Origin of the sequence: Longimicrobium sp. (assembly GCF_048594345.1) — a bacterium.
Classification (GTDB): Bacteria; Gemmatimonadota; Gemmatimonadetes; order Longimicrobiales; family Longimicrobiaceae; genus Longimicrobium.
Genome location: NZ_JBMDXM010000114.1, coordinates 1 through 25,890, shown reverse-complemented (window position 1 = coordinate 25,890; position 25,890 = coordinate 1). Strand labels below are relative to the sequence as shown.

Genomic DNA, 25,890 nt, shown 5'->3' with positions numbered 1-25,890 from the left:
GTCCACCGTTTCCGGAAACAGCATCTGCTGCTTCCGGTCTACACCCGCTTTGTATGCCACGCGCGCTCCCCGAGACTGGCCTGTGCTCGCTGACAACTTACACGATCCACGCGAGTTCTGACACAGTCTGGGGAGCGCACGCCCGGCAACCTCCGTAACCACATAAGCTTGCGCGCGACCGAAGGATCTTTGTCGGGTTGCGCGAGGCCCAGCCCCCGCTAGCTGGTCAAGTCCCTCGAACGAGCCCAGGTAGGGCAGGGTTTGGAGGCGCTTCGGATAGAGATCCTTCGGTCGGCGCACGGCTCCCGCGCATGACCGATGGTTCGGGGCGGCGCCTCTCTCAGGATGACAGGTAGGGCGGACGGGGGGGCCCTGAGAGGGCGTCGCCAAACCTGACCTGCTTTCCTTGGACGCACACTGTCATCCTGAGGGAGCGCACGCCGGCAACCTTCGTAACCACATAAGCTTGCGCGCGACCGAAGGATCTTTGTCGGGTCGCGCCAGGCCCAGCCCCGGGGAGCCGTTCAAGTCCACAGAGGAGCCTCGGTAAGGCAGGGTTCGAGGCGCTTCGGATAGAGATCCTTCGGGCGGCGCACGGCTCCCGCGCATTACCGATGGTTCGGGGCGGCGCCTCTCTCAGGATGACAGGTAGGGCGGACGGGGGGCCCTGAGAGGGCGTCGCCAAACCTGACCTGCTCCACGATTGCGGCACACTGTCATCCTGAGGGAGCGCACGACGGCAACCTTCGTAACCATATAAGCTTGCGCGCGACCGAAGGATCTTTGTCGCGTCGCGCGAGGCCCAGCCCCCGCTAGCTGGTCAAGTCCCTCGAACGAGCCCAGGTAGGGCAGGGTTTGGAGGCGCTTCGGATGGAGATCCTTCGGTCGGCGCACGGCTCCCGCGCATGACCGATGGTTCGGGGCGGCGCCTCTCTCAGGATGACAGGTAGGGCGGACGGGGGGGCCCTGAGAGGGCGTCGCCAAACCTGACCTGCTTCCCCTTGGGCGCACCCTGTCATCCTGGGGGAGCGCCACACGGAACCTTCAAGACCACAAGAGCTTACGCGCGACCGAAGGACCTTCTCTCCGCCACCGTGAGGCCAGATGCGGGGCATGAAGCCAGCCTCACGCTTCTTCCGACAAGGTCATTCGGTCGGCGCCAGGGTATTGTGTATGAACAGGTTATGGAGCGGCGCCTCCCTCAGGATGACTGGCACGATCCGAGGTTTCTCAACACCCACTCAGCCTCAGGATGACAGGTACGGCGGACAGGGAGCCTTGCGCGAGCGTCGTCCTCAGAAGCAGGCTCAGGAAATCATCCCTGGATTTCGAATCGAAAAGCCCGGCTACTTCTTCTTGCGGTTGCGTTTGCGGGCCTGCTTCTGCGCCTTGCGGCGCTGCTCCGTCTTCTGCGACGCACGGGGAGAGGTGGCGCGGGCGCCCGGTGCGTCGAACGCGCGGGACGGGGTGATGCGCTCCTCGAGCAGCCCCAGGTCCACCTGCACGTCTTCCCAGTCCCCGTTCACGTTCAGATCCACCGCGTTGACGGCGAACGCCGCCTGCATCAGCGGCGCCGCCTCCGTCTCCTGCAGGTCCACCAGGCCGCTGATGAGGAACGCGTTCAGCGCACGTCCCTGGTCCTTCCAGTCCTCCAGCTGCGTCACCAGCAGCGCCGCCGCCTCTTCCCGCCGCTCGGGATACTCGATCCCCGCGTAGACGATCACCTGCGACGCGGCGATCCGCAGCTCCTCGTCCGCCATCTCGTCAAAGAGCAGGATGGTGGCGCCGGGAAGCGCGGCGGGGCCGATCATCCCCAGCACCGCGGGCACTTCGCGGAACACCCAGTCGCTCTCCATCTCCCGCTGCAGCAGATCCAGCAGCGGCTCCGCGGCCGCGGCGGCGCGCAGCTGCCCCAGCGCGCGCCAGGCGTGCACCGGCGCCCACCCGGCCGGATCGCGCTCCTCCGCCGCCTGCAGCGCGGGATCGGTGGCCATGCGGATGAGCGCGGGCACGTGCCGGTCCTCCAGCCCCAGCGTGCGGTAGTCCGGCCAGGTGCGGCGCCGCGCCGGCTCCGCGCCCAGCTTCAGCAGGCGGTCCACGGGAGGAAGGTAGGTCACGCTGGATCCGGATCGAGGTGGATGGATCGGACTGCCGGCGTCCGGCTGCGACAAGCTGTCGCCCGCGCCCGCGTGCCGCAATCGGCGTCCCGCTTTGGCGGACGGCCGATCGGCTCGATACGGAGACCGCGCGAGGAAAAATCTGAAACTTCTGGCGCGCCGCTTCCGTTGGATACTTTAGCGCCGACCGCGCATGTCCGGCGATGAAAGCCGGAGGCGGATCGGTGGCTTTGTACGATCGCGAACCATGCACACGCTGCAGGCCACACGCTGGGAATACATCACGCTCAAGCTGGACGTCGACCGCTTCGTGCTCGGTCCCCGGATCGAGCCCAGCCAGGTGAGCCACCATCTGAACCAGTTTGGCGGAGACGGGTGGGAACTGGTCAGCATGATCGACGTAAACGCCGGCGAAGGCCGCACCTGCGACCTGGTGGCCGTGTTCAAGCGGCCCGCCGCCGCATAACGGGCAGGATGAGAAACGGACGGGCGCCTCACCAGGGGCGCCCGTCCCCGCTTCTATGCCGAATCCCGCAAACGAGTTGGCCTCACACGGAGTCAACGGAGTCAACGGAGTCAACGGAGTTTTCTCGCGCCGGCACTCAGTCGACGAGGCACGATCCGGGTGGAGTATCGGAAACGAGATGCAGATGGAATACGGCAGGGAGCCATCCGCACTTTTACGAAAAGGGAATGTGGATCGGCAGATGCTATCGGCGGCGCGCGGGAACCCGTAGATCGCACTTCCTGATGCGCGATCTTGTGACCCCTCCGCCACCACCACAGTCGGGGTAGATCCGGCGCCGATCGTGCGCGGCCGGAGCCTTTCCGCACCGCGGAGTGTACGCGAACCCCCCGCGGCACTGGCGCGACGCGCGCCGTGTGCGGAGATTCCGGGAGCGTGACAACACCCGCCGCTCCTGTCCCCATCCACCCACCGATGTTCATGACGCGAACCCGAATCGTGCCGGCGGCGCTGCTTGCCGCGCTGATCGTCTGCCCCGCCGCGCACGCGCAGGGCCCGACCCGCGCGGATTCGCTGCGCGGGTCCATCGGCCCCGCGCGGGCGTGGTGGGACGTGGCCTACTACGACCTGAACCTGGCCGTGAGCCCGGCCGACAGCAGCGTGCGCGGATCAAGCGGCATCACCTACCGCGTGCTGCAGCCCGCCACCGAGATGCAGATCGACCTGCAGCGGCTGGAGGTGGACAGCATTGTCCAGGACGGACAGAGCCTGCGCTACCGCCGCGACGGCAACGCGCTGTTCGTCACCCTGGCGGCACCGCAGGCCGCCGGCGCCGTAAAGACGGTCACCGTGCACTACCATGGCCGCCCCATCGTCGCCCGGCGCGCGCCGTGGGACGGCGGATTCGTGTGGGCGCGTGACCCCGGCGGCCAGCCGTGGATCGCCACCGCAGTGCAGGGGCTGGGCGCCAGCGCGTGGTGGCCCAACAAGGACACGCAGGCCGACGAGCCCGACAGCATGCGCATCGCCGTCACCGTGCCGCGGGGCATCACGAACGTGAGCAACGGCCGCCTGCGTGACAGCGTGCACAACGCCGACGGCACCACCACCTGGGAGTGGTTCGTCCGCAGCCCCATCAACAACTACGGCGTGGCGGTGAACGCGGGCAGCTACGCGCACTTCTCCGACGTGTACGAGGGGGAGAAGGGGCCGCTTACGCTGGACTACTGGCCGCTGGCCATGCACGAACAGGCCGCGCGGCGCCAGTGGGGGCGCGACGTAAAGCCCATGCTGCAGTGCTTCGAGAACTGGTTCGGCCCGTTTCCCTGGTACGAAGACGGCTTCAAGCTGGTGGAAACGCCGCATCTGGGGATGGAGCACCAGAGCGCGGTGGCATACGGCAACGGCTACCGCAACGGCTACCTGGGCCAGGACCTTTCCGGCACGGGACGCGGGATGTCGTGGGACTACATCATCATCCACGAGGCGGGGCACGAGTGGTTCGGCAACCACATCACGACGAAGGACATCGCCGACATGTGGGTGCACGAGGGCTTCACCACCTACAGCGAGGGGCTGTTCGTGGAGTGCCAGCAGGGCGCGGACGCCGGCGCGGAATACATCATCGGCCAGCGCCGCAACATTCAGAACGACGCGCCGATCGTCGGCACCTACGGTGTGAACGCCGAGGGTTCGGGCGACATGTACTTCAAGGGCGCCAACCTGCTGCACACCATTCGCCAGGTGGTGAATGACGATGCGAAGTGGCGGGGCATCCTGCGCGGGCTGAACTCCACCTTTGGCCGGCAGACGGTGACGGGCGCGCAGGTAACGGAGTACATCTCGCGCGAGGCGGGGATCGACCTGAGCCGCGTCTTTCAGCAGTACCTGACCACACCCCGCATCCCGGAGCTGGAGTACCGCATCCAGGGGAACCAGCTCTCGTACCGGTGGGCCAACGTGGTGCCGGGCTTCGACATGCCGGTGCGGGTGACGCTGGCGCCGGGCGAATACGGGCAGATCGCCCCCACCACCACGTGGCAGACGGCGAACGTCCACGGCGTCACCGCGGCGAACTTTCGCGTCGACGATAACTTCTACGTCACCGCCCGCAACGCCGACGGGCCGCGCACGAAGCGATAGACGGCTGCCTCCGGGCATCCGACCGCGGAACGGCCCCGGCGCCCCTCGCGCCGGGGCCGTTCTGTCGCATGACGCCAGACCTCCTGTCCGCCCTACCTGTCATCCTGAGCGAGGCGCCACCCCGAACCATCGGTGAGGCGCGGGAGCCCGTGCGCCGACCGAAGGATCTCCATCCGAAGCGCCTCAAACCCTGCCCTACCTGGGCTCGTTCCAGGGACTTGAACAGTTCCCGGGAGCTGGGTCCGACGCGACCCGACGGAGATCCTTCGGTCGCGCGCAAGCTTATGTGGTTACGAAGGTTGCCGGGCGTGCGCTCCCTCAGGATGACAGTGTGCGTCCAAGGGGAAGCAGGTCAGGTTTCGGCTTCGCCCTCTTAGCGCCCCCCGTCCGCCCTACCTGTCATCCTGAGAGAGAGGCCGTTTCAAAACTCCATTCTGAGTCTCTAACGACGGCCGCCGCGCCTCGCGCGCGCGAGGAAGGCGCGATTTTCAGCCGATGGGCCTCTGAGAGTCACCTCGGAGGCCGTAGGGGGCTCCTCAAAGTCCGGAAAAACGCGCCGATAGGGCTCAAATGGGCTGCGGGACGGGCATCTTGCCCGTCCTGAGTGCTTCCAGGAGACACTCCACCCCAAGCAGGCTCAAAACCCGCCTCAGGTTGTACGCCAGCGTCATCAGGCTGAACTCGCCCCGCACCTTGTTCAGCCCCCTCATCAGGAAGTAATACCCGTCCCACGTCCACTTCATCGTCCCGAACGGATGCTCCACGCTGCTCTTGCGCTGCAGCATCAGCTCGGGCCGCTCCTTCAACCGGTCGGCCATTGCCTCCAGCCGCGCCTCCTCGGGCGTCCGCATGATCCGGCGCCCCTGCTCGCTTGTCGTGCACTGCGCCCGCAGCGGGCATCCCGCGCACGCCGGCCAGTTGGCGTAGTAGCTCAGCTTGCGCCCCTTCACTACCGTCTGCGTGCTCAGACCCAGCTTCTGTCCCGCCGGGCACAGGTACTCATCCCGCTCCGCCGAGTAGGTGAACGCCTCTTTCGTGTACAGCCCGGCGGCCTGGTTCTTCGACGAGCTCTTCGGCTTCGGCGCGTACGGCGTGATCCCGTTCGCCTCGCACTCCACCACCTGCGTTCCCACGTGGTACCCCGCGTCGGCCGCCACTTCCAGCGCCTCGACCCCCAGCGCCTCCTTGGCGGCCATCGCCATCGGCGCCAGCTGCCGCTCGTCGTTCACCTCGTTCGTCACGTCGTCCGCCACGATCAGGTGGTGCTTCGCGTCCACGGCGATCTGCGCGTTGAAGCACACCTTCATGTCCCCCTGCGACTTCATCAGCCGGCTGTCCGCATCGGTCAGCGACACCTGGCTCTCACCGCTTTCCTGGAGGTGCTTCAGATAGCCCTCATACTCCTGCTTGCGCTCCTGGAAGGCCTTCAGCTTCTCCTGCAGCCCGGGATCCGTCGCGCCAGGCTGCTCCTTCTCCTGTGCATCCTGCGCCTCCACCGCGGCAAGGTACTGCTCGATGTTCGCTTCGATTCGCGCCAGCAGGACCCGCAGCTTCGGCACGGTGAAGTTGCGATCCTTGCTGTTGACCGCGCGCAGCTTCGACCCGTCGACGAACACCATCTGCGCGCTGAACAGATCCAGCTTCCTGCAGAGCAGCACGAACTCCTTGCTCACCTGCTTCAGCGCCTTCACGTGCTTGCGCCGGAACTCCGCGATCGTCTTGTGATCCGGCCGCAAACGCCCCACCAGCCAGATCACCTCCACGTTCCGGTGCGTCTCACGCTCCAGCCTGCGGCTCGACCGCATCCGGTTCAGGTAACCGTAGATGAACAGCTTCAGCAGGTCCCGCGGATCATAGCCGGGCGTGCCCTCACGGGCGGGCACGGCTCGCTCGAACCCCAGCTTCGACATGTCCAGCTTCGCCACGAATGCGTCGATGAAGCGCACCGGGTTGTCCCCAGACACGTACTCGTCCACCGTTTCCGGAAACAGCATCTGCTGCTTCCGGTCTACACCCGCTTTGTATGCCACGCGCGCTCCCCGAGACTGGCCTGTGCTCGCTGACAACTTACACGATCCACGCAAGTTCTGACACAGTCTGGAGAGGCGCCCCCCGGAACCGTCGGTGAAGCGCGGGAGCCCGTGCGCCGACCGAAGGATCTCTGTCCGAAGCGCATCAAACCCTGCCCCACCTGCGGCCCCTTCGCGGGGCTTGAACAGCTCCCAGGGCTGGGTCCGGCGCGACCCGACAAAGATCCTTCGGTCGCGCGCAAGCTCATGTGGTTACGAATGTTATTTGCGTGCGCTCCCTCAGGATGACAGTGTGCGTCCAAGGGGAAGCAGGTCAGGTTCAGCGACGCCCTCTCCGCGCCCCCCCCCCCCCGTCCGCCCTACCTGTCATCCTGAGCGAGGCGCCCCCCGGAATCGTCGGTGACACGCGAGAGCCCGTGCGCCGACCGAAGGATCTCCATCCGGAGCGCATCAAAGCCTGCCCTACCTGGGCTCGTTCCAGGGACTTGAACAGTTCCCGGGGGCTGGGTCCGCCGCGACCCGACGGAGATCCTTCGGTCGCGCGCAAGATTATGTGGTAATGAGAGTTCCAGGCGTGCGCTCCCTCAGGATGACAGTGTGCGTCCAAGGGGAAGCAGGTCAGCTTCGGCGACGCCCGCTCAGGCCCCCCGTCGCCCTACCTGTCATCCTGAGCGAGGCGCCCCCCGGAATCGTCGGTGACGCGCGGGAGCCCGTGCGCCGACCGAAGGATCTCCATCCGAAGCGCCTCCAAACCCTGCCCTACCTGCGCTCGTTCGAGGGGGCTTGAACGGCTCCCGGGGGCTGGGCCTCGTGCGACCCGACAAAGATCCTTCGGTCACGCGCAAGCTTGTGTGGCTACTAAGCTTGCCGGGCGTGCGCTCTCTCAGGATGACAGTGTGCGTCCAAGGGGAAGCAGGTCAGGTTTGGGAAACGTCTCACGGTCAGCCAGCCCCACGGACATTCGTGCGCTCCGGATACGACTTTCTTGCAGACGCGAACGGGCCGCCATACGATTGGGAGCCGCGTATCCGCCCCTTTCGACGTACAAAGGATGGACTCCCACGAACGGCTGATCGTCGACGACCTGCTGATGCGCAAGGTGGACGAGGTGAACTACCTCGTCGCCACCAATGTCGCCCTGTACCGGCCCATCGTCCGGCTGTTTCACCAGCGCTACGAATCCGGCGAAACGGGGTGGCTTTGGCCGGCTGAGGTGGCGGCGTTCATCCGTGCGCATCATCCGCATCACCCCGGCTACACGGACGACGAGTGCGAGGCGCACCTCAAGCAGCTTGAGGCGTGGGGGGTGCTGACGTCGGAGCACGACGTGAACCAGGCGCGTACCATCGAGGAGTTTGTCCGGGCGGCACGGCGGTATCAGATCAGCGAGACGGCGCGGATCATCGAGGAGATGCTCGTCCGCCTGGCCGGTCAGGACGGCTCGCGCGGGTCGCTGGACACCACGCGCCTGACCCGCCTGCGCGACGCGCTCTTCGACCTGGGCCGGGTCCTGGCGGAACTGGACCTCGCCCGCGCCTCGCACGACACCCTGCGGCAGGTGGAGGGGCTGTGGAACGCGGCGGACGATGCGCGCCGCGAGATGCGCGAGCAGGCGCTGCGCTACATGCGCGAGCTGGAGCACGACCGCATGCCCACGGCGTCGGACCTCGTCGTTTTTCTGCAGTACAAGCGGATGCTGCGCGACTACCTGGACGAGTTCGCGCTGGGCCTGAAGGACTTCGTGGAGCGCACGCGCGACCTGTTCGAGGACTGGGCCGTGTCGGGGCTGGACGTCCGGCTGGCGCTCGCCCTCGCCCGCAACGAGCGCGAGCGCAAGGGCGACCTGCGGGCGGAGGACGAGGTCCGCGCCGTCTTCGAGGGGCAGATCCGCGCCCTGCGTGTGTTCAGCGCCCGCGGCGGTGACGCGGAGATCCTGCACGCCAAGACCACGGCGCGCGTTCGCGGCCTGGTGGAGCAGATCGAGCGCGTGGTGACGGAGCGGCGCAACACGCTCAACCGCTCCCGGGACCTGCGCCTGCTGGCCCAGGCGTTTCGCCGTGCGCAGACGGACGATGACGCGCACCGGCTGGCGTCGGTGGCGTTCGGCTGGGGGACGCCGCGCCACATGCGCGCCTACAACGCCGATGCGGCGGCGGAGCTGGACCCCGGCGCCTCCGTCTGGCTGCAGCCGCCGTGGGACGTGGAGCTGCGGGCGCGCGTTCGCGGCAACCCCAACTTTCGCGCCGTAACGCCGATGGAGGACCGCAGCCTTCAGAAGGCGGAGCTGCGGGCGCGCGTGCTGGAGCAGAAGCGGGCGGAGACGCGGTTCTGGGATTCCGTGTTCCGCGACGGCGAGCTGGTGCTGGACGGCCTTGCCTTGCGCTCCGCGGGCGACCGCTCGCGCGTGGTGCGGCTGGTACGCGACTGCCTGCGCGCGCCGGACCGCCACGTGCGCCTGCCGGACGGCTCGCGCGTGCAGATCCTGCCCCCGGACGATGCGCAGTCGATCGCCGAGATCGCCGCCCCGGATGGCTATCTGTACGTCCGCGCCTTTCGCCTGCGCCGCACGGAAGGGATGCGATGATCACGAGCGACGTTGCGCGCGCCGCCGACTTTCGCCTCTGCGCAGAGGCGCTCATCGACCGCGCCATCATCACGGCGGCGAGCGACCGGGCGCTGCTGGAAAAAATCCGTCGTCATCAACCGGCTCTCCAGTCCACGTTCGGCCGGCTGACAGGGTGGCGTGTGCAGACGCACCCGGAGTTCGCGCGGCTGGTCAAGACGCCGGCGCGGGCGGAGGCGTCGCACAGGCTGGCATGGGCGAAGGGGAGGCTGGACTACGCGCTGCTGGCGTGGGTGCTGTGGTATGGGGAGCACACGCACGGGCGCAAGTTTACCGTCAGCCAGATCGCGGAAGAGATCAAGCTGCGCAGCGCGGGCCCGGACGGCGCGGGGGTGGACTGGACCTCGCACGCGCAGCGGCTGGCGGCCAAGCGCGTTTTTCGCGGCCTGGAGGAGATGGGCATCCTGCGCCTGCAGGACGGCAGCGTGGACGAATGGGCCGACGAGAACGGCAAACGCGACGCGTTGTACGCCTGGGGCGACGCCGCGTGGCGCATTCACGTCGGCATCCCCGCCGCGGAGCTGGAGCGGCTGGCGGAGGGGCGCCCCGCCTCCCCCGCCCCGCCGGCCGACGGCACGGACGAGATCCGCCTGTATCGCACGCTCCTCCTGAACCCCGCCCTCTTTCGCCGCGACGATCCGGCGGCGTTCCGGCTCCTGGATTCGCAGGAGGTCCGCGCCCGCATCCTGGTCAACCTGCGCTACCTCACCCACTGGGAGCTGGAGGTCACGCCGGAGTACGCGCGCGTCCTGCGCCCCGCGCGCTCCGACGACGCCGTGCAGACGCCCATCCCCGTCACCTCCGGGCTGGACCACGCCGTCCTCTGCTTCTGCGGGCTGCTGCGCGACCGTCAGGCGTCGGATCGTCTGGTCCCCGCCGGCGGCGAATCGTTTCTGATCGACGAGAGCCGCGTCTGGCAGGATGTGGACGAGCTGCAGAAGCGCTTCGGTACCAAGTGGGGCAAGACGATGCAGCAGAGGAAGGTAGGCACGCTGGCGGAGGAGATCGTCGATAAGATGAAGGAGTGGGGGCTGATGCGCGACACGGACGTGCCCGGCCAGTACCTGGTCCTCCCCACCGCCGCGCGCCTGGCCGCCCACTACGGCGACGAGATCGAGCGCGACGCTGATTCGGAGGATTGATGGGCGGCGATACCAGCGCGGCGGCCTCGTTCACGTCAAAGCAGGGGCAGTACCTGGCCTTCATCTACTGGTACACCAAGCTGAATCGGGTCGCGCCCGCGGAAGCGGATTTCGTCCGCTACTTCAACGTGAGCGCGCCTTCTGTCCACCAGATGATCAAGATCCTGCACGCGGATGGGTGGATCAGCCGAACGCCGGGCGAGGGCCGCTCCATCCGCCTGCGCGTGCCCCGCGAGCATTTGCCCGACCTTGAGTAGGTGACGATGAGTTCGACGGAGCAACGGATACAAGCCGATTTCTTTCGCCTCACGGGCGTGCCGCCGCGCATGCAGGCGCTGCTGGATGCCATGCACGCGGGCGATCCGGACCGCTGGCTGCCGCGACGGCTCATCCTGCAGAACTACTGGCTGTTCGAGGAGCCGGAGGTCTTTCACTTCGGCCGCGGCAACCTGATGCTCACGGGGCAGAACGAGTCCGGCAAATCCACCGTGCTCGTCACCGCCATAACCCTGGTGCTGGACATGATGCTCACCCCCGACCGGGTGGACACCATGGGCAGCAACGACCGCAGCATCCGCTACTACCTCATCGGCAAGGACGACGCGCAGGAGGGCAGCCCCAACTGGCACCGCGAGCGCACGGCGTACATCGCCCTGGAGTTTGAGCGCGGGGCGTCGGGCGTCCACCAGACCATCGGCATCGGCCTGCGCTCGTCGCGCGACTGGACCAACCAGAAGGTAGAGCGCTGGGGATTCGTGATGGATTCCACCTTCCGCGTGGAAGAGGGCGGATTTCACCTGCACGAGAAGGGACGGCCGCTGCGGCCCGGGGAGCTGCGCGACCGGCTGGGAAGCCACGGACAGGTGACGGACGACCAGCGCACGTACAAATCCGCCGTCAACGACGCGCTTTTCGGCTTTCAGACGGTGGAGGACTACGAGCGTTTTCTGGAGATGCTGCACGTGGTCCGCACGCCCAAGCTGGGCGAAGGGCTGAACCCGCGGAAGGTGGAGGCGCTGCTCAAGGAGTCGCTGCCGCCTATCCAGTCCGACAAGATCGACGCGGCGTCGGACGTCTTTTCCAGGCTGGACACGATCGAGGAGGAGCTGAAGCACCTGAACGACCAGCTGGCGGTCGCGCGGGAGCTGGAAGGGCCGCAGGAGGCCGCCGTCCTGGCCCGTGCGCGGCAGGCGGGCGCCGCGTACCGCCACGCGTCGCGCGAGCACACGGACCGCAAGCGCAAGCACGACGACCTGCTCGCCCGGCTCGACACGGCGCGCGCCGAGGTCGCGCGGCAGGCGGAGGTGCGGACGGAGCTGGCGTCCGAGCGCGCGGAGAAGGGCGGCACGCTCTCCATCCTCAAGGAGCGGTTCCGCGCCAGCGAGGCGTTCGACATCGAGGACCGCCTGCGCGAGGTGCGGGCGGACCAGCGGATCGCCACGGATGCGTACGATGCGCTGCGCGGGGACCGCAAGCGCACGCAGGAAGCCGCGGAGCGCGAGCAGATCGCCCTGGGCGAGGACGAGAGGTCGTGGACCCGCCAGCGCGGGCGACTGGGCGAAAAGCTGGCCGATGCGCGGGACGCGGCGCGGCGCGCGCACTGGCCGTCGCTGGAGCAGCGCGCCGCGCTGGCGGGCGACGCGCTGGGCATGGCGAACGTCGACGGGAGCGGCGCCATCGCCGGGGACCTGGCCCGCTCGTCCATCGACAGCGAGGCGCAGCAGCGGCGCGCCGTGCTCGACGGCGTACGCGCCGCGCTGGACGCGGTCGCCGCGGCGGGCGGGCGGCTGGATGCGGCCCGCAAGGCGAGCGAGGTGGCCGGCCGCGAGCTGCGCCACGCGGACGACCGCTTCCGCACGGCCGGCCGCGAGGCGGAGTCCGCGCGCCTGTCCGCGGCGGACGCGCTGGCGGCGTGGCGGGCGGGGTGCGCGGAGTTGCGCGTGCCGGACGAGGCGTTCGATGCCGTGCTGGCGGCGGTGGAAACCTATCAGCCCGCGGGCCGGCCGGCGGCGATGCTCGCGCCCCTGCAGCCCGCGCACGACGCCGCGCAGGAGGCGCTGCGGGCGGAGGCGCAGGAGCTGGGCATCCTCCGCCGCCGTCACCAGGGCGAGGCGGAAGAGGTGGATGCGCGGCTGCGGCGCCTTTCGCAGGAGCCGGACGTGGAGCCGGACCGCACGCCCGCGCAGACCTCCGCGCGCCGCCTGCTGCGCGAACACGGCATCGCCCACACGCCGCTCTTTGCCGCGGTGGATCTCGCCGGGCCGCTGGCGACGGATGCGGCGCTGGCCGCACGCGTGGAAGCGGCGCTGCTGGATGCGGGGCTTCTCGACGCGCTGATCGTACCGCGCGCGCAGGCGGGCCGGGTGCGCGCGCTGCTGGAGGCGCACGGTCTGGGCGACCGCTGGATCGCGCCGACGGATGCGCACTTGGACGGCGGCGGATGGGACGGTGCGACAGGCTGGCTGGTGCCGGTCGCGTCTGCGGAGGTGTCGGCGGACGACGTCGCGGCCACGCTGCGTGCGCTGGGGCTGAGCGGCGGCGGCGCGGGCGTGGTGGACGCGGACGGGGGATGGCGGCTGGGCCCGCTGCACGGCCTTGCCGCTGCCCCGGCGGAGGCGCGCGTCCGCTTTCTAGGCGAAACCGCACGCCGGGAAGAGCGCCGCCGCCGCATCGATGAAGCGCGCCGCCAGCTCGCGGAACTGCGCGAGGAGATCGGCCGTCTGGGTGAGGCGCTGGATGCCGTGCAGGGGCGCGAGCGTGCGCTGGGGCGCGACTGGCGCACCGCGCACGACCTGCCCGCGCCGCAGAAGCTGCACGACATGCTGCTCGCCGTCCGCCGCGAAGAGCACGAGCGCGAGCGCCGCCGCGCCGCCGCCGAGTTGGCCGCGGAAGCCGTGGAGGCCGCCACGCGCGAGCTGCAGCAGCAGAACGCGGCACTGGAGCGAGCCACCGACGACGCGCCCTGGCTGCGCGGCCGCCCCCGCGCGGACGTGGACGCCGCCGCGGCCGCGCTGGCGGAGGTGCTGTCCATCGTCCGCGCCGTCGGCGAAAGCGTGGAGGGGCTGGACGAGCTGCGCCGCGCCTACGCCGCCCGAACGCGCGCCCACGACGCGCTGCGGCTGCAGATCGAGGAGCTGGCGCCCCGCATCGCACAAGCGAGCGTGCGCGTGCAGACGCTGGACGCGCAGATCGCCGCCCTCGAAGAACAGCTGTCGCGCGCCAGCGTCGGGCGCGAGGCGCTGGCGGAGGAGATTCGCGAACTGGAGCGGCGGCTGGACGCGATCGAAAAGCAGGACCAGCAGGCGAGGAGTGTAATCGACAAGAAGACGGGGCAGATCGAATCCGACTCCGCCCAGGAACCGGACTATGCGGATCAGCTGCGGAACGCGTTCATCCACCTCCAATCCGCCGAACACGAGTTCCGCGAGCGCATCGAAGCGTATCCCACGCTGGAGGAGTACGTGCTCGACGCGCGCGCGTCCGGGCTGCCCAGAGCGATGCAGCGCATCCTCCACGACGTCGATCCCGCATCCATCGACGACGAGCTAAAGCGGGCGCAGCAGGCGTTGCAGGCCGCCTTTACGCGCACCAGCAGCACGTTCGAGGAGCTGAGTCCCGCGCTGGACGGCGACATCCTCCGCTTTACCCACGAGCTGGGCGCGATGCGGTTGGACGAGCTGTATCGCACGCTGGAGAAGCAGCAGGCGCGAAACGAGACGCTGCTGGAGGAGGAGGACCGCCGGCTGATCGAGCAGCTGATGCTGCGCGACGTGGTAGATGCCATCCGCGACGCCATCCGCAATACGCGCCATTGGGTGAGCGACATCAACGGCATCCTTGGCAAGATGAAGCTCTTCAAGGGCGGCATCATGCGCCTGCACTGGGACGTGCGCACCCGGGAGTCTACTGACGCGTTCGATCCGCGCCGCCTGGACGACCTGCTCTCCCAGCGCGGCATCGCCCTGGACGAGGCACGGCGCGAGGAGTTGCTGGAGATCTTTCGCACGATGGTGAGCGACATCCGCCGCCGGAACCGCGAGCACGAGCTGCTGGAGGACTACCGCACGGCGCTGCTGCGGATGGTGGATTACACGCAGTGGTACACGCTCACCGTGCAGCGCAAGGACGAGTCGGGGCGTTGGGTCCAGCTCACCAAGCGCCTGTACGGCCAGGGGAGCGGCGGCCGGCGCACGCTGGACCTGCTGCTGCCGCTGATCGCCGCCGTCAGCGCGCGGCTGGCCTCCGCGGACCGTGCGGCGCCGCGCATCGTCGGTTTCGACGAGGCGTTCGCCGGCGTCGACGACCGCAACGCCGCGGAGATCTACGCGCTGCTCACGGAGCTGGATTTCTGCTGGATCATGGCGACGGAAAAAACCACCGCGCTGGGCGCCGAAGTGCGCGGCTCCGCCACGTACGAGATGCTGACCGACGGCGTGACCGTCGCTCCCACGCTAAGCCTGTGGGACGGCGCGCGCCGCTACGAGTTCATCGGCGACGAGCTGATCGGGATGGAGACTTCATCGGGCGATCCAATGGGAGCCGATCATGCACCCTGACCATGAGCGGGACCTGCTGACAATGCTGCGCAACAAGCACCTGGCGCGGCTCCTGGATGTGTTCCACGAGAGATTGGTACGTCACGGCGAGCCAAGGGGCCGAGTGGCGATCGAGACGCGGATGGAGAGCGACGCGCTCGCCGACATCATTGGCAAGCAGGTCAAGGAAGGCAGCACGATCAAACTGGCGGAGGTGGATCTTCTGCTCCGTGAGAAGTCCGCTTTTCACTGCTCGCTTGCGGACGCGGTGAAGCTCGCCTCAGGCAAGCCGATCATCCGCCCCAAGGTAGAGCGGGAGCGGGAACGTGCCGCTCGTGAGCGTGTGGTTGCGCGCTGCTTCGACCTGCTTCCTCAGCTGGGCCTGTCTTCCGAAAGCTACGCGCGTGTGGTCAGCTGGATGCATGCGGGGCGTGACAGCCTGCGGCGAGACGCGGGTCGATGGCGCGAAGCCGAACTGCTGGCGGCGGTGCGCGCGGTCGCGCTCGCCCTTCACCACGCGCCTGGACGGAACGAGCCGCCCGTCTACCTCGCCGAACTGGCAAACCGGGTAACAGGAGCGGGGGCACACGGCCTGGACGCCAAGCGGCCCGCGGGAACGCTGCTGCTCCGCGCCCTCGAGTTTCTGTACCCCGAAACCGCCAGCCGTGAGCGTCGCGGCAGCTCCGCCTGGAGAACGAACCTGCTGTCGGAAGCGCGAATCGCGCGTGATCCTGTTTCCGTCCGGGTAGACACCTTCGGGTTGATGGGCGACACACCGTACCTGCGCGAGTTGCGTCGCGCCGCGCTGACGCGTTCGTTGAACCTGGACGACCTGGGACAGATCGGCAGTGAAGTACGGTGCTGGAACGGCTGCGTCTTCGTCGCAGAAAATCCCACCGTGTTCACGCCGCTCTTCCGGCACCTGCGCGAAAAGCACCGCGAGGAGAACCACCCCACGCTGGTGTGCACCAACGGGAATCTGAACCTGGCAGACTGGACACTGCTGGAAGCATTGGTGTCCAGCGGCGCGCATGTGTACTACTGCGGCGATTTTGACGTGCGAGGACTCGAGATTGCGGCCAGTCTCCTGACCCGGTTTCCGGAAGACGTGAGTCCATGGCGCATGACGGCGGACGACTATGTCACTGCGGTGCAAGCCGAAGAAAAGAAGCTGGATCCGGCGGGATTGCAGCGTATGAGCCGGTACTTTCCCGGACTCGTTCATGAGATGAGTTCGCGCGGCCACGCTGCCGATCAGGAAAGCCTGATTGATCTGCTGAAGCGCGACTTGAATCGCTTTGTTCTGGAGGGCATTGCACCTCCGCGCCAGAACGAGCCACCTGGCGGCCACTCCGTCCTGTACTCCGCGATGTAGCGTGCTTCACTCAGTCGGGACGAAACGCCGGGATCGAGGGGGTGCCAGCGACCATGTCGCGGACTGCGACCCTGCATGCGGGAGCTGAACGAGCAACGGCGAGGGATGCCGCCGAGCATCGCTGCACGCTTGAACACACATAAGGCCGCCGCGGGAGCACATGCCCGCGAGGCCGACGCGAGATGCACCTCAGCGACATGAAAGCTTGCGGAAAAAGAACTGAGAAGACACTGTTGTGGGATGCACATGCATCCAGCACATCGCGGCCGCGCCTCCGGGTATGAACGGTAAATCAACGTCCGATACACGCCTCGCGAAGCCGGGGAGACCAGAGTGGTCTCCCCGGCTTTCTTTTGAGTGAGGCGATCCATATACGCCAGCGGAGGTGACGATGTTCGGACCTGGGTTTGGTTCAGGAGAGGGTGCGCAGGAACACTCGCTGACGTGGCTGCGGCATGCGCCGGTGTGGAAAGCCGGCATCGAGGCGCTGGACGAGCCCTGGCGCGGTGACGCTCCGCCGCGCGCAATGGTCGTGGTGATGGCGGAAGGCGACGTGCTCCACGACGAGGTGGTTGCCGCGGCGGACGTGCAGACACCCGCCGACGTGGCCGCGGCAGTCAAGTGGGCGGTGGACTCCATCGCGGCGCAGGCCGGGTGCTATCCGCGGACGCTCCTCGTCCACGACCCCGCCGTTGCGGAGCACCTGGCGCCGCGAATGGCGCGACACGGTACCGGGATACGTGTTCCCGCCTCGCTGCACGAGGTGCAGAATGCGGTCCGAAAACTCGCGCGGCTGATCGACGAGCCGGACGTGGCCTGGGACCTTTGCCCGCTCTACGGCTTCGACGAGCAGTTGGACCCCGCGTTCGCCGCTGTTCTCTTTCCTGCCGCTGCTCGTTTCTGGAGGGCCCGACCGTGGGAGCGGGTGCCCGACGAGACAGCGCTCCGGTTCCGCTGGCGCACCCGCAAGTCCGTCGTGGTGCTCTCGCATCCCAAGGGGCACGGGCACGTGGTCACGCTTTTCACCAGCGCACGTGACTATTACGACCCGCAGGGCTGGTCACCGCGGCACATCGTACTCGGCATCCGCTTCGAGCCCGTGTCCGCGCTCCCGCGCGCGCTTAGGCGCCAGATCGCGTCGCAGCGATGGGAGGTGGCCGGCCCCCAGGCGTACCCGTTGCTGATGGGCGACGGCCCGGCCATGGACGACGGCCCTGCCTTCGCCGACATCCAGCACCTGGTGGGAGTTCTGGAGCGATTGTCGAAATGACGTAAACCCCTGCGCCGCGAAAGACGTGCGCTCCTGGCGGGCGCTACTTTCGCCGGTTGCGCTTGCGGGCCTGCTTCTGCGCCTTGCGCCGGTTCTTCGCCTTTGCCGCGGCCTTTCCGCTATGGGGCGATGCACCCGGCGCGGGAGCATCGCGCATGGACATCCGGTCGATCCAGGACGGGGGTGGCGGAGTCAGCCGTTCCGGCGCGAGGCCCAGGTCCACCATGACGTCCTCCCAATCACCGCGGACGAACTCGTCGACCGCGCGCGCGGCGAACGCCGCCGCCATCAGCGGCGCCGCTTCCGATGCGCCCAATTCGACGAGGTAGTCGATCAGGAAGGCGTTCAGGGTCGCGTCCTGCTCGGACCAATCGATGAGCTGGTCGATCAGCAGACCCACGGCACGATCGCGGAGCGCGGAGTGCCGCTGTCCGATCTGTTCGAGTGCGTGCGCGGCGGCCACGCGCGCAAAGAGTTCCGCAGATTCATCGGTCAGCAGGGCACGCAACGGCTCCACCGCCGTCTCGCCGATCATCCCCAGCACGAGCGGCAGGTCCTCGCGTGCGGTATCGTCGTCATAACGTACGAGCAGTTCCACCAGGGGAACCGCCGCCTCGGGAGCACGCAGCAGCCCTAGCGCGCGCCACGCGTGCAGCGGGGCGTACACTCGGGGATCGCCGGAAGGGGCGTCGTTCAGCTGCGGATCCGCAGCCATCCGCAGCAGTTCGGAAACGTGCGCCGCGGTGATGCCCATCCCGGCGTAGTCCTGCCAGGCTTTCTGATGCAAGCCCGTATCACCCAGCGTCAGCAGGCGGTCCAGCGGCGGCGGATAGGCGGCGTCATGGACCATCAAAATTTCGGCTCATCGTTCGGTTCATCGTTGTCCAGGTTCCAGGGACGATACTCTCCGCGGGTGACCTCGCGGAGCGCGCGCCGCCGGAAAGGTGGCATCATTTCCGCCGATGCCGCTTGCCCGCCTGCTTCTGCCCCTTGCGCTGCTTTCTCGCCTTTTCACCAGCGGAGAGCTCCCGCGGGGGCGCGCGGCGCGCCTGCAGCCGGGCTATCCAGGGGGACGGGCGCCGGGGTGTCAGGCGCTCCTCCAGCAGTCCCAGGTCCACCTGCACGTCTTCCCAGTCGCCGCGAATCATCTCGTCGGCGCGGCCGGCGTCGAACGCCGCCTGCATCAGCGGCGCGGCTTCCACGGCGCCCAGCTCGACAAGGTAGTCGATCAGAAAGCCGTTCAAGCCCTCCGACTGCTCCGGCCACGCTTCCAGCTGGCGCATCAGCACGGCCACGCACCGGTCGCGCAGCGCAGGATGCCGCTTGCCGATCTCCTCCAGCGCGCGGGCGGCACTGGTGCGCGGACGCTCATCGTTCTCGGGATTCGCCAGGACCGCCGCCACGGGCTCCACCGCCGCGGCGCCGATCATCCCCAGTACCTGCGGCAGTTCCTCGTGGGCAAAGTCGTCGTCCGGCAGCTGCACCAGGAGCTCGGCCAAGGGTGCGGCGGCTTCCGGCGCGGCCAGCTGGCCCAGGGCGCGCCACGCGTGTAGCGGTGCGTAGACCCGCGGGTCATCCTGGTCCGCCTGGTTCAACTCCTGATCGCAGGCCATGCGGATGAGCCCCGGCACGTGCGCGGGGCCCAAGCCCATCTGCAGGTAGTCGCGCCACTTCTGGCGGGTAAACAGGGAGCCCAGCCCCAGCAGCCGGTCCAGCGGCGGCGGATACGCGGCCGCTTCGGGTGTTGACTTTGTGTACATGCGGCCTAATTTTGCCCGCCGCGCGCCACTTTGCAAGCCCCCGTCGCACGCCGGATCTGACTTCCGATCGCACCGATGCCATCGACCCGACTGCCCCCGGACCTGCAAGCCTGGGTGGACGCCCGCAAGCGCCACCGCCTTTCCCACGCGCACGTGCAGATGGCGCGCGAGCTGGGGATGAACCCCAAGAAGCTGGGCGGGATCGACAATCACCGGCAGGAGCCGTGGAAGGCACCGCTGCCGGAGTTCATCCAGCACCTGTACCAGGAACGGTTCGGCCGCGACGCGCCGCTCGACGTGCGGCCGCTGGAAGAGCGTGCCCGGGAGGCGGCGGCAAAAAAGGCGGCCAAAAAGGCGGAGAAGCGCGCGCGGCGGGAGGCGGAATGAGCGAGTACCAGTACTACGAGTTCCAGGCGGTCGACCGTCCGCTCACCGAGACTGAGCTGCGGGAGGTGCGCGCGTATTCCACCCGCGCCCGCATTACGCCCACGAGCTTCGTCAACGAGTACAACTGGGGCGACTTCAAGGGACAGCCGGCGGAGTGGATGGAGCGGTGGTACGACGCGTTCCTCTACCTGGCGAACTGGGGCTCACACGAGCTGATGCTGCGTGTTCCGGCCGACACGCTGGACGCCGCCACCCTGCGGCGGTACCGGGGAGGAGACCGGGCATCCGCGCGAGTGCACGGCGACGTTGTGATCCTGTCGTTCTCCTCGGACGACGAGGACCACGACTGGTGGGAGGAGGGTGGCAACGGCTGGCTTGCGTCCATCCTGCCCTTGCGCGGAGAGCTGGCCTGCGGCGACCTGCGCGCGCTGTACCTGGGGTGGCTGCTCGCCGCGCAGGACGGCGAGCTGGATGATGACGAGCCGGAGCCGCCGGTTCCGCCGGGGCTGAAAACCCTTTCGGGCGCCTTGAAGGCGTTCGCCGACTTTCTGCGGCTGGATTCGGCCCTGGTGCAGGTGGCCGCGCAGAACAGCGCGCCCATGACCGCGGGGCCGGACGAGACGGCCCTCCCCGGCTGGATCGCCGCGCTGCCGGAGGCGGAAAAGACGGAGCTGCTGGTGCGCGTGGCCGGTGCTGCGCCGATGGCCGTGCGCAGCGAGCTCCTGCACCGCTTTCGCATGGCGCACCGCACCGACCACGCGGCGGCGGAGGGCGTGCGCACCGTGGGCGAGCTGCTGGAGGCGGCGGACCGGATCGCGGAGGAACGCAGCCGCATCGAGGCGGAGCAAAAGGCGCGCGAACGGAAGCGACGCGAGCGGGAGGCCGCGGCGGCGCGGGCGCTGCACCTGGATGGGCTGTCCGGGCGCGACGAGGAGCTGTGGGATCAGGTAGACTGCCTCGTCCCCACAAAGCAGCCGCAATCCTACGACCAGGCCGTGTCGCTGCTGAAGGACCTGCGCGACCTCGCCATCCGCGACCGGCGTGAGCCCGCTTTCGCGGCGCGCCTCCAGGGTCTGCGAAACGCACACGCGAAGAAATCGAGCTTCCTGGACCGGCTGCGGAAGGCGCTGGGCTGATCCACGCCGGAACATCGGCCTGGATCAGCCCGCCAGCGGGTTACTGGCCGTCAGTTGCGGAACAGGTAGCTGAGCTTGAGGAACAGGCCGTCCGTGCGCGGGGCCAGGCCGTCAAAGCGGAACGCCTCGTCGTCCGTCACCTCGCGGCCGTAGCCGAGGAACGCGACGGTGCCGGGCGAGGGGCGCCAGCTCAGCAGCAGGTCCAGGCGCAGCGGGTTCAGCTGCGGCGCGTCCCACGACGGCTGGTTGCCGCGGCGCACGCGAAAGGGCCCGCCGTCGGCCAGGTACGGGCGGCCGTCGGGGGCGCGGAGAACGTCCACCTCTTCCACCGCGTACTGCGCCAGCGCGCGCACGGCTACGGCGCGGGTGATCTGGTACTCCGCGCGCAGCCGCGGCACCAGCGCGCGGGAGTAGCGTGATTCGTCCTCCGCGCGGAACAGCAGCACGCGGCGCAGGCTGGCATCCACCCGCAGCGCCGCCGTGGGCCGCAGCGCCACCCCGGCCTCCAGCGACGCCTCGCGCCCGCGCGTTCCCTCCGCGAAGATGGGTACGCCGCCAAACGACGCTTCGATCTCCACGTCCATCCACTTGAAGTACGACGACTCCACGCCGACCGACACGCCGTTCAGCCCACCGACGCGCGTATCCGGGCCGATGAGCGCGTCACCCGTCAGCAGACCGCCACCGCCGTCCGGAAGCGAGTAGCCGGCGTAGTCCGCCGCGTCCAGCGTATAGAAGCGGCGGCCGATGCCGACTTCCACGTCCAGGTTGCCGCGCAGGTTGGCCTGCACCTCCAGCGCGGCTTCGCCCTCCACCGCCCCGCCTCCGCGCCAGAAGCTCCGGTCCGTGTACAGCAGGCCGCCGCTCTGGACGAAATCCACCTGCTCCACCAGGGCACCGGGCGCGCCGTACCACGAAAAGCGGTTGCGGCCGGTAAGGTTGGTGATCCCCGTCCGGCGCACGAAGCCGGTTTCCGTCACGAAGCCCGACGGCACGTCGCGCAGGGTGTAAATGTAGCCCCAGCGGCGCGCCGTGCGGTCCAGAAAAAGCTGGCCGATGTGCGCCGCGCGCTCGTCCAGCGCCACGGGCACGCGGGCCCCGGGCGCGCCGGCCGAGTCCGTACCCGCCGCGTCCGGCGCCCACGCGCGCGTCCAGCTGCCGCCCAGCTGCGCGCCAAACACGTACAGCTGGCGAAAGCGGATGCGCGCGTCCGCCGCCGCCACGCGGTTGAAGGCGCCCCCCGTCTCGCGGCTGGTGGCCAGCAGCCCCAGCGTGGAGCCCTGTCCCACGTCGCGCCGCAGCCGCGCGATCTGCACCAGCGCGCGCGAACGCTCCGGCGCGTAGCGGGCGGGGTTGTCGCGCGGTGCATCGTCCACGGCGCCCAGCCAGGCCAGGTTCAGCGCGCCCACCTTGCCCGTCACGCGCGCGCCGGCCGCGGGCGCCACGATGGACCGCGTGTAGACGAGCGACTCCGGCGTGCTGAACAGGTCCGCACCTTCCAGAAAGAACGGCCGCTTTTCGGTGAGCGACAGGGCAAAGCGCTCGTTGACCGTGATCTGGTCCGCGTCCGCCTCGACCGTGCTGAAGTCCGGGTTGACCGTGGCGTCAAGCGTAAGCTCGCTGGTGATGCCGTACTTCAGGTCCACGCCCACGTCCGGCTCCGTGTCCCCGCGACGGAACCCGTCGTCCCCCGTCGTCCCCTCGCGGCGCGCGGTGAGCGCGGGGTTCACCTCTACCAGCCGCCCGGGGCGCAGGTCGCGGATGCCGGCCAGCGTGCCGCTCTGCGCCAGCTCCGACGGCTGGTTGCGGGTGCGCGGCGCCCAGCTTTCCTCCGCGCCCAGGGCGGGGATCACGCGGATCACGTTCAATCCCCACGTCTGCGCGGCGCCGGCGGGAAACTTCAGCGAGCGCAGGGGGATGCGCACCTCCACCTCGTACCCGTCGCCCGTAAGGCGGCCGCGCGAATCGAATACGAAGTCGGGGCTGAAGGTGAAGGGGTTGAACGAGGCGTCGGTGAACGTTCCGTCCTGCTGGATGCCGAGCGGGTTGACGAAGATCGCGAATGCGCGGCGCCGGTCGTGAAAGGTGTCCAGCAGGATGCGGACGTGGTCGTCGGCCGTGATCTGGTCGCGCTCGGCCAGGGTGCTGCGGATGCTGGATGGGTCCGACGCGTACGCGCGCACGCCGATGAACAGCTCGCGAGGCGTGTAGAAGACGCGCACCTCCGTCCGCTCGCGGCCCGGAATGCCCTCGGCGGGAGTGGACTGCGTAAAGCCGGTAAGCACGGCGGCGGATTGCCACACGTCCTCGTCCAGCCGCCCGTCCACGCGCACGCCTGGATCTTCCACGCGCGGGATGCGGGCGTCCAGCTGGCCGGCCGAGCCATCGTAGACGGCGGCGGCGGGAACGGTGTCGGCGGAAAGCGGGCAGGCCGGCGCGCAGGCCAGGGCGCCGGCCATCAACAGGGCGATCATCAGATGCGGGGTTCGAGACGCCGCAAAGATATCCGCCCGCACCCGCCCAGTCGACCCCGCCCCATCCGCCGGATTCTGCGGCTGCGCGGTCGGCGGGCGGACGCGGGACGGATGGAGACGCCGGGAAATCACCCGCCTTGCGCCGCGGCCGGATGCGGGGCCGGACGTTGCCTCCGGACGCCGTCGCGCGTACCGTGAGCCGTCGGTATCCAACGTCCACGCGCTTTTCGAGACGCATGAAGTTCATCCCCGCCCAGCTTGCCGCGTACCTGCAGATGGGCACCGCCCGCCGCAACCTGCGGGCGCTGCGCGGCTACCTGCTGGTGATGCTGGCGATGATCACCGCGTACAGCGTCGCCTTTCACTGGCTGATGGCGGCCGAGGGGCAGCGGCACTCGTGGATCACCGGGTTCTACTGGACGCTCACGGTGATGAGCACGCTGGGCTTTGGCGACATCACCTTTCAGAGCGACGTGGGGCGTGCCTTCAGCATGCTGGTGATGGTGTCGGGGGTGGTGTTTCTGCTCATCGTGCTTCCCTTCGCCTTTATCCAGCTCTTCTTTGCCCCGTGGCTGGAGGCCCGGCAGGCCGCCCGCACCCCGCGCCGCGTGCCGCACGACGCCGCGGGGCACGTGATCGTGACCCACTACGACCCGATCGCCATCTCGCTCACGCAGCGGCTGGCGTACCACGGGCGCCCGTACTGGGTGATCGAGCCGGACGTAAAGACGGCGATGGACCTGCACGACGCGGGGGTGCGCGTGGTGGTGGGCGAGCGCGACAAGGTGGAAACGTACCGGGCCCTGCGGGCGGAGCACGCCGCGCTGATCGTGGCCACGGGCAACGACTACGAGAACACCAACATCGTCTTTACGGCGCGGGAGGTGGCCGCGGAGGTCCCGCTGGTCTCCATCGTACGCTCGGCGGATTCGGTCGACATCCTGGAGCTGGCCGGAAGCTCGCACGTGCTGCACGTGCCGGAGATGCTGGGCCGCGCCCTGGCCCGCCGCACCCTGGGCGGCGACGTGCGGGCCAGCGTCATCGGCCGCTTTGGCGACCTGCTGATCGCCGAGGCGCCCGTCACCGGCACCCCGCTCACCGGCAAGCGCCTGGCCGACAGCCGCCTGCGCGAGGCCACGGGCCTTACCGTGGTGGGCGTGTGGGAGCGCGGCCGCTTTGAGCCGCCCACGCCCGAGAGCGTGCTGGGCTCCTCCACGGCCCTGGTGCTGGCGGGAACGGAGGAGCAGCTGGAGCGCTTTTCGGAGCTGATGGTCATCTACAGCGTCCCCGAGGCGCCCGTGCTCATCATCGGCGGCGGCCGGGTGGGGCGCGCGGTGGCGGCTGCGCTGGACGAGCGCGAGGTGCCCTGGCGCATCGTCGAGCAGAACCCGGCCATGGTGCGCGACCCCGAGCGCTACGTCACCGGCTCCGCGGCGGACCGCGCCGTCCTGGAAAAAGCCGGGATCAACGAGGCGGCGGCGGCGGTGGTCACCACCAACGACGACGCCGCCAACATCTACCTTACGCTGTACGTGCGGCGGCTGCGCCCGTCCATCCAGATCGTCAGCCGCGCCACGCTGGAGCGCAACGTGGCCACCCTGCACCGCGCCGGCGCCGACTTTGTGATGTCGTACGCCAGCATGGGCGCCAACGGGGTGTTCAACGTGCTCAAGAAGGACGACGTGGTGATGCTGGCCGAAGGGCTGGACGTGTTTCGCCACCCCGTGCCGCGCTCGCTGGTGGGTCGACCGCTGTCCGCCACCGGCATCCGCGAGTCGTCGGGGTGCAGCGTGGTGGCGCTGGAGGTGGCGGGCGCCGTCTCCATCAACCCGCCTCCCGAAACGCTCATTCCCGCCGGCGCCGAACTCATCCTCATCGGCACCACCGACGCCGAGCGCCGCTTCATCCAGCAGTTCGGCGCGTAGCGGACCGGGCCGTGGTGCTTGACGGACGCCGGGCGGGCTGAGCCCGGCCGAAGGATCTCCATCCGATCTCCATCCGAAGCGCCACGAGCCCTGCACTACCTCAGGCTCGTCAGAGCCCCGGCTCTGCCCCAACTGTCATCCTGAGAGGAGGCGCCTCCGTGAACGGTCGGAAACACCCAGCAGCCCGTTCGCCGACCGAAGGATCTCCATCCGAAGCGCCGCGAACCCTGCACTACCTCAGGCTCGTCAGAGCCAACCGGTCTGCCCCACCTGTCATCCTGAGAGGAGGCGCCACCGCGAACGGTCGGACACACCCAGCAGCCCGCTCGCCGACCGAAGGATCTCCATCCGAAGCGCCACGAGCCCTGCACTACCCCAGGCTCGTCAGAGCCCCCCGGCTCTGCCCCACCTGTCATCCTGAGAGGAGGCGCCTCCGTGAACGGTCGGAAACACCCAGCAGCCCGTTCGCCGACCGAAGGATCTCCATCCGAAGCGCCGCGAACCCTGC

The 25,890-nt window shown here is 68.9% G+C and carries 16 protein-coding genes; 11 read left to right on the top strand and 5 right to left on the bottom strand.

What is annotated here, in order from left to right; translation table 11 throughout:
• Positions 1-1,346: 1,346 nt before the first annotated feature.
• A complete protein-coding gene (locus ACOJUJ_RS12470; RefSeq protein ID WP_420127207.1) occupies positions 1,347-2,117 on the bottom strand; it encodes a hypothetical protein in 771 nt (256 codons plus the stop codon).
• A 247-nt stretch (positions 2,118-2,364) separates the two neighbouring features.
• Between ACOJUJ_RS12470 and ACOJUJ_RS12465 the strand changes: the two genes are divergently transcribed.
• Complete coding sequence (locus tag ACOJUJ_RS12465; protein ID WP_420127206.1) at positions 2,365-2,583, top strand: DUF4177 domain-containing protein; 219 nt, start codon at positions 2,365-2,367, stop codon at positions 2,581-2,583.
• A 480-nt stretch (positions 2,584-3,063) separates the two neighbouring features.
• Entirely contained in the window at positions 3,064-4,725 is a 1,662-nt protein-coding gene (locus ACOJUJ_RS12460; RefSeq protein ID WP_420127205.1) for a M1 family metallopeptidase, read from the top strand.
• A gap of 566 nt (positions 4,726-5,291) precedes the next feature.
• Here the strand turns inward: ACOJUJ_RS12460 and ACOJUJ_RS12455 are convergent.
• Positions 5,292-6,755, bottom strand: coding sequence for an IS1182 family transposase (locus ACOJUJ_RS12455; RefSeq protein WP_420127204.1), 1,464 nt, complete (start codon positions 6,753-6,755; stop codon positions 5,292-5,294).
• Between the two features lie 1,051 nt (positions 6,756-7,806).
• Here ACOJUJ_RS12455 and ACOJUJ_RS12450 point away from each other — a divergent pair.
• The 6 genes from ACOJUJ_RS12450 (at position 7,807) to ACOJUJ_RS12425 (ending at position 17,700) form a co-directional block, all read left to right on the top strand.
• Positions 7,807-9,339: a TIGR02677 family protein gene (locus tag ACOJUJ_RS12450; RefSeq protein WP_420127203.1), complete on the top strand. Its 1,533-nt coding sequence runs from the start codon at positions 7,807-7,809 to the stop codon at positions 9,337-9,339.
• Entirely contained in the window at positions 9,336-10,520 is a 1,185-nt protein-coding gene (locus ACOJUJ_RS12445; RefSeq protein WP_420127202.1) for a DUF2398 family protein, read from the top strand. The genes ACOJUJ_RS12450 and ACOJUJ_RS12445 overlap by 4 nt, the downstream gene beginning before the upstream one ends.
• Positions 10,520-10,777: a LexA family protein gene (locus ACOJUJ_RS12440; protein ID WP_420127201.1), complete on the top strand. Its 258-nt coding sequence runs from the start codon at positions 10,520-10,522 to the stop codon at positions 10,775-10,777. Before ACOJUJ_RS12445 ends, ACOJUJ_RS12440 begins: the two co-directional genes overlap by 1 nt.
• 6 nt (positions 10,778-10,783) lie before the next feature.
• Positions 10,784-15,076 carry an SbcC/MukB-like Walker B domain-containing protein gene (locus ACOJUJ_RS12435; protein WP_420127200.1) on the top strand — a complete coding sequence of 1,431 codons (4,293 nt, stop codon included), beginning with the start codon at positions 10,784-10,786 and terminating at the stop codon, positions 15,074-15,076.
• A complete protein-coding gene (locus tag ACOJUJ_RS12430; protein WP_420127199.1) occupies positions 15,066-16,430 on the top strand; it encodes a DUF2399 domain-containing protein in 1,365 nt (454 codons plus the stop codon). Before ACOJUJ_RS12435 ends, ACOJUJ_RS12430 begins: the two co-directional genes overlap by 11 nt.
• A 391-nt stretch (positions 16,431-16,821) precedes the next feature.
• On the top strand, positions 16,822-17,700 hold the full coding sequence (locus ACOJUJ_RS12425) for a hypothetical protein (RefSeq protein ID WP_420127198.1): 879 nt from the start codon (positions 16,822-16,824) through the stop codon (positions 17,698-17,700).
• A 43-nt stretch (positions 17,701-17,743) separates the two neighbouring features.
• On the opposite strand, the gene ACOJUJ_RS12420 is transcribed toward ACOJUJ_RS12425, so the two are convergent.
• Complete coding sequence (locus tag ACOJUJ_RS12420) at positions 17,744-18,550, bottom strand: HEAT repeat domain-containing protein (RefSeq protein WP_420127197.1); 807 nt, start codon at positions 18,548-18,550, stop codon at positions 17,744-17,746.
• Between the two features lie 100 nt (positions 18,551-18,650).
• Complete coding sequence (locus ACOJUJ_RS12415) at positions 18,651-19,460, bottom strand: hypothetical protein (protein ID WP_420127196.1); 810 nt, start codon at positions 19,458-19,460, stop codon at positions 18,651-18,653.
• A gap of 75 nt (positions 19,461-19,535) precedes the next feature.
• Here ACOJUJ_RS12415 and ACOJUJ_RS12410 point away from each other — a divergent pair, with 75 nt between their 5' ends.
• The gene (locus ACOJUJ_RS12410) at positions 19,536-19,847 is read left to right on the top strand and encodes a hypothetical protein (protein ID WP_420127195.1); all 312 of its coding nucleotides are present in this window, start codon (positions 19,536-19,538) and stop codon (positions 19,845-19,847) included.
• Positions 19,844-20,983: a hypothetical protein gene (locus ACOJUJ_RS12405; protein WP_420127194.1), complete on the top strand. Its 1,140-nt coding sequence runs from the start codon at positions 19,844-19,846 to the stop codon at positions 20,981-20,983. Before ACOJUJ_RS12410 ends, ACOJUJ_RS12405 begins: the two co-directional genes overlap by 4 nt.
• Before the next feature lie 50 nt (positions 20,984-21,033).
• Here ACOJUJ_RS12405 and ACOJUJ_RS12400 read toward each other — a convergent pair whose 3' ends face one another.
• Positions 21,034-23,457 (bottom strand): DUF5916 domain-containing protein, encoded by a 2,424-nt coding sequence (locus ACOJUJ_RS12400; protein WP_420127193.1) that lies wholly within the window; start codon positions 23,455-23,457, stop codon positions 21,034-21,036.
• 236 nt (positions 23,458-23,693) lie between these two features.
• Here ACOJUJ_RS12400 and ACOJUJ_RS12395 point away from each other — a divergent pair, with 236 nt between their 5' ends.
• Positions 23,694-25,382 carry a potassium channel family protein gene (locus ACOJUJ_RS12395; RefSeq protein WP_420127192.1) on the top strand — a complete coding sequence of 563 codons (1,689 nt, stop codon included), beginning with the start codon at positions 23,694-23,696 and terminating at the stop codon, positions 25,380-25,382.
• Positions 25,383-25,890: the final 508 nt, after the last annotated feature.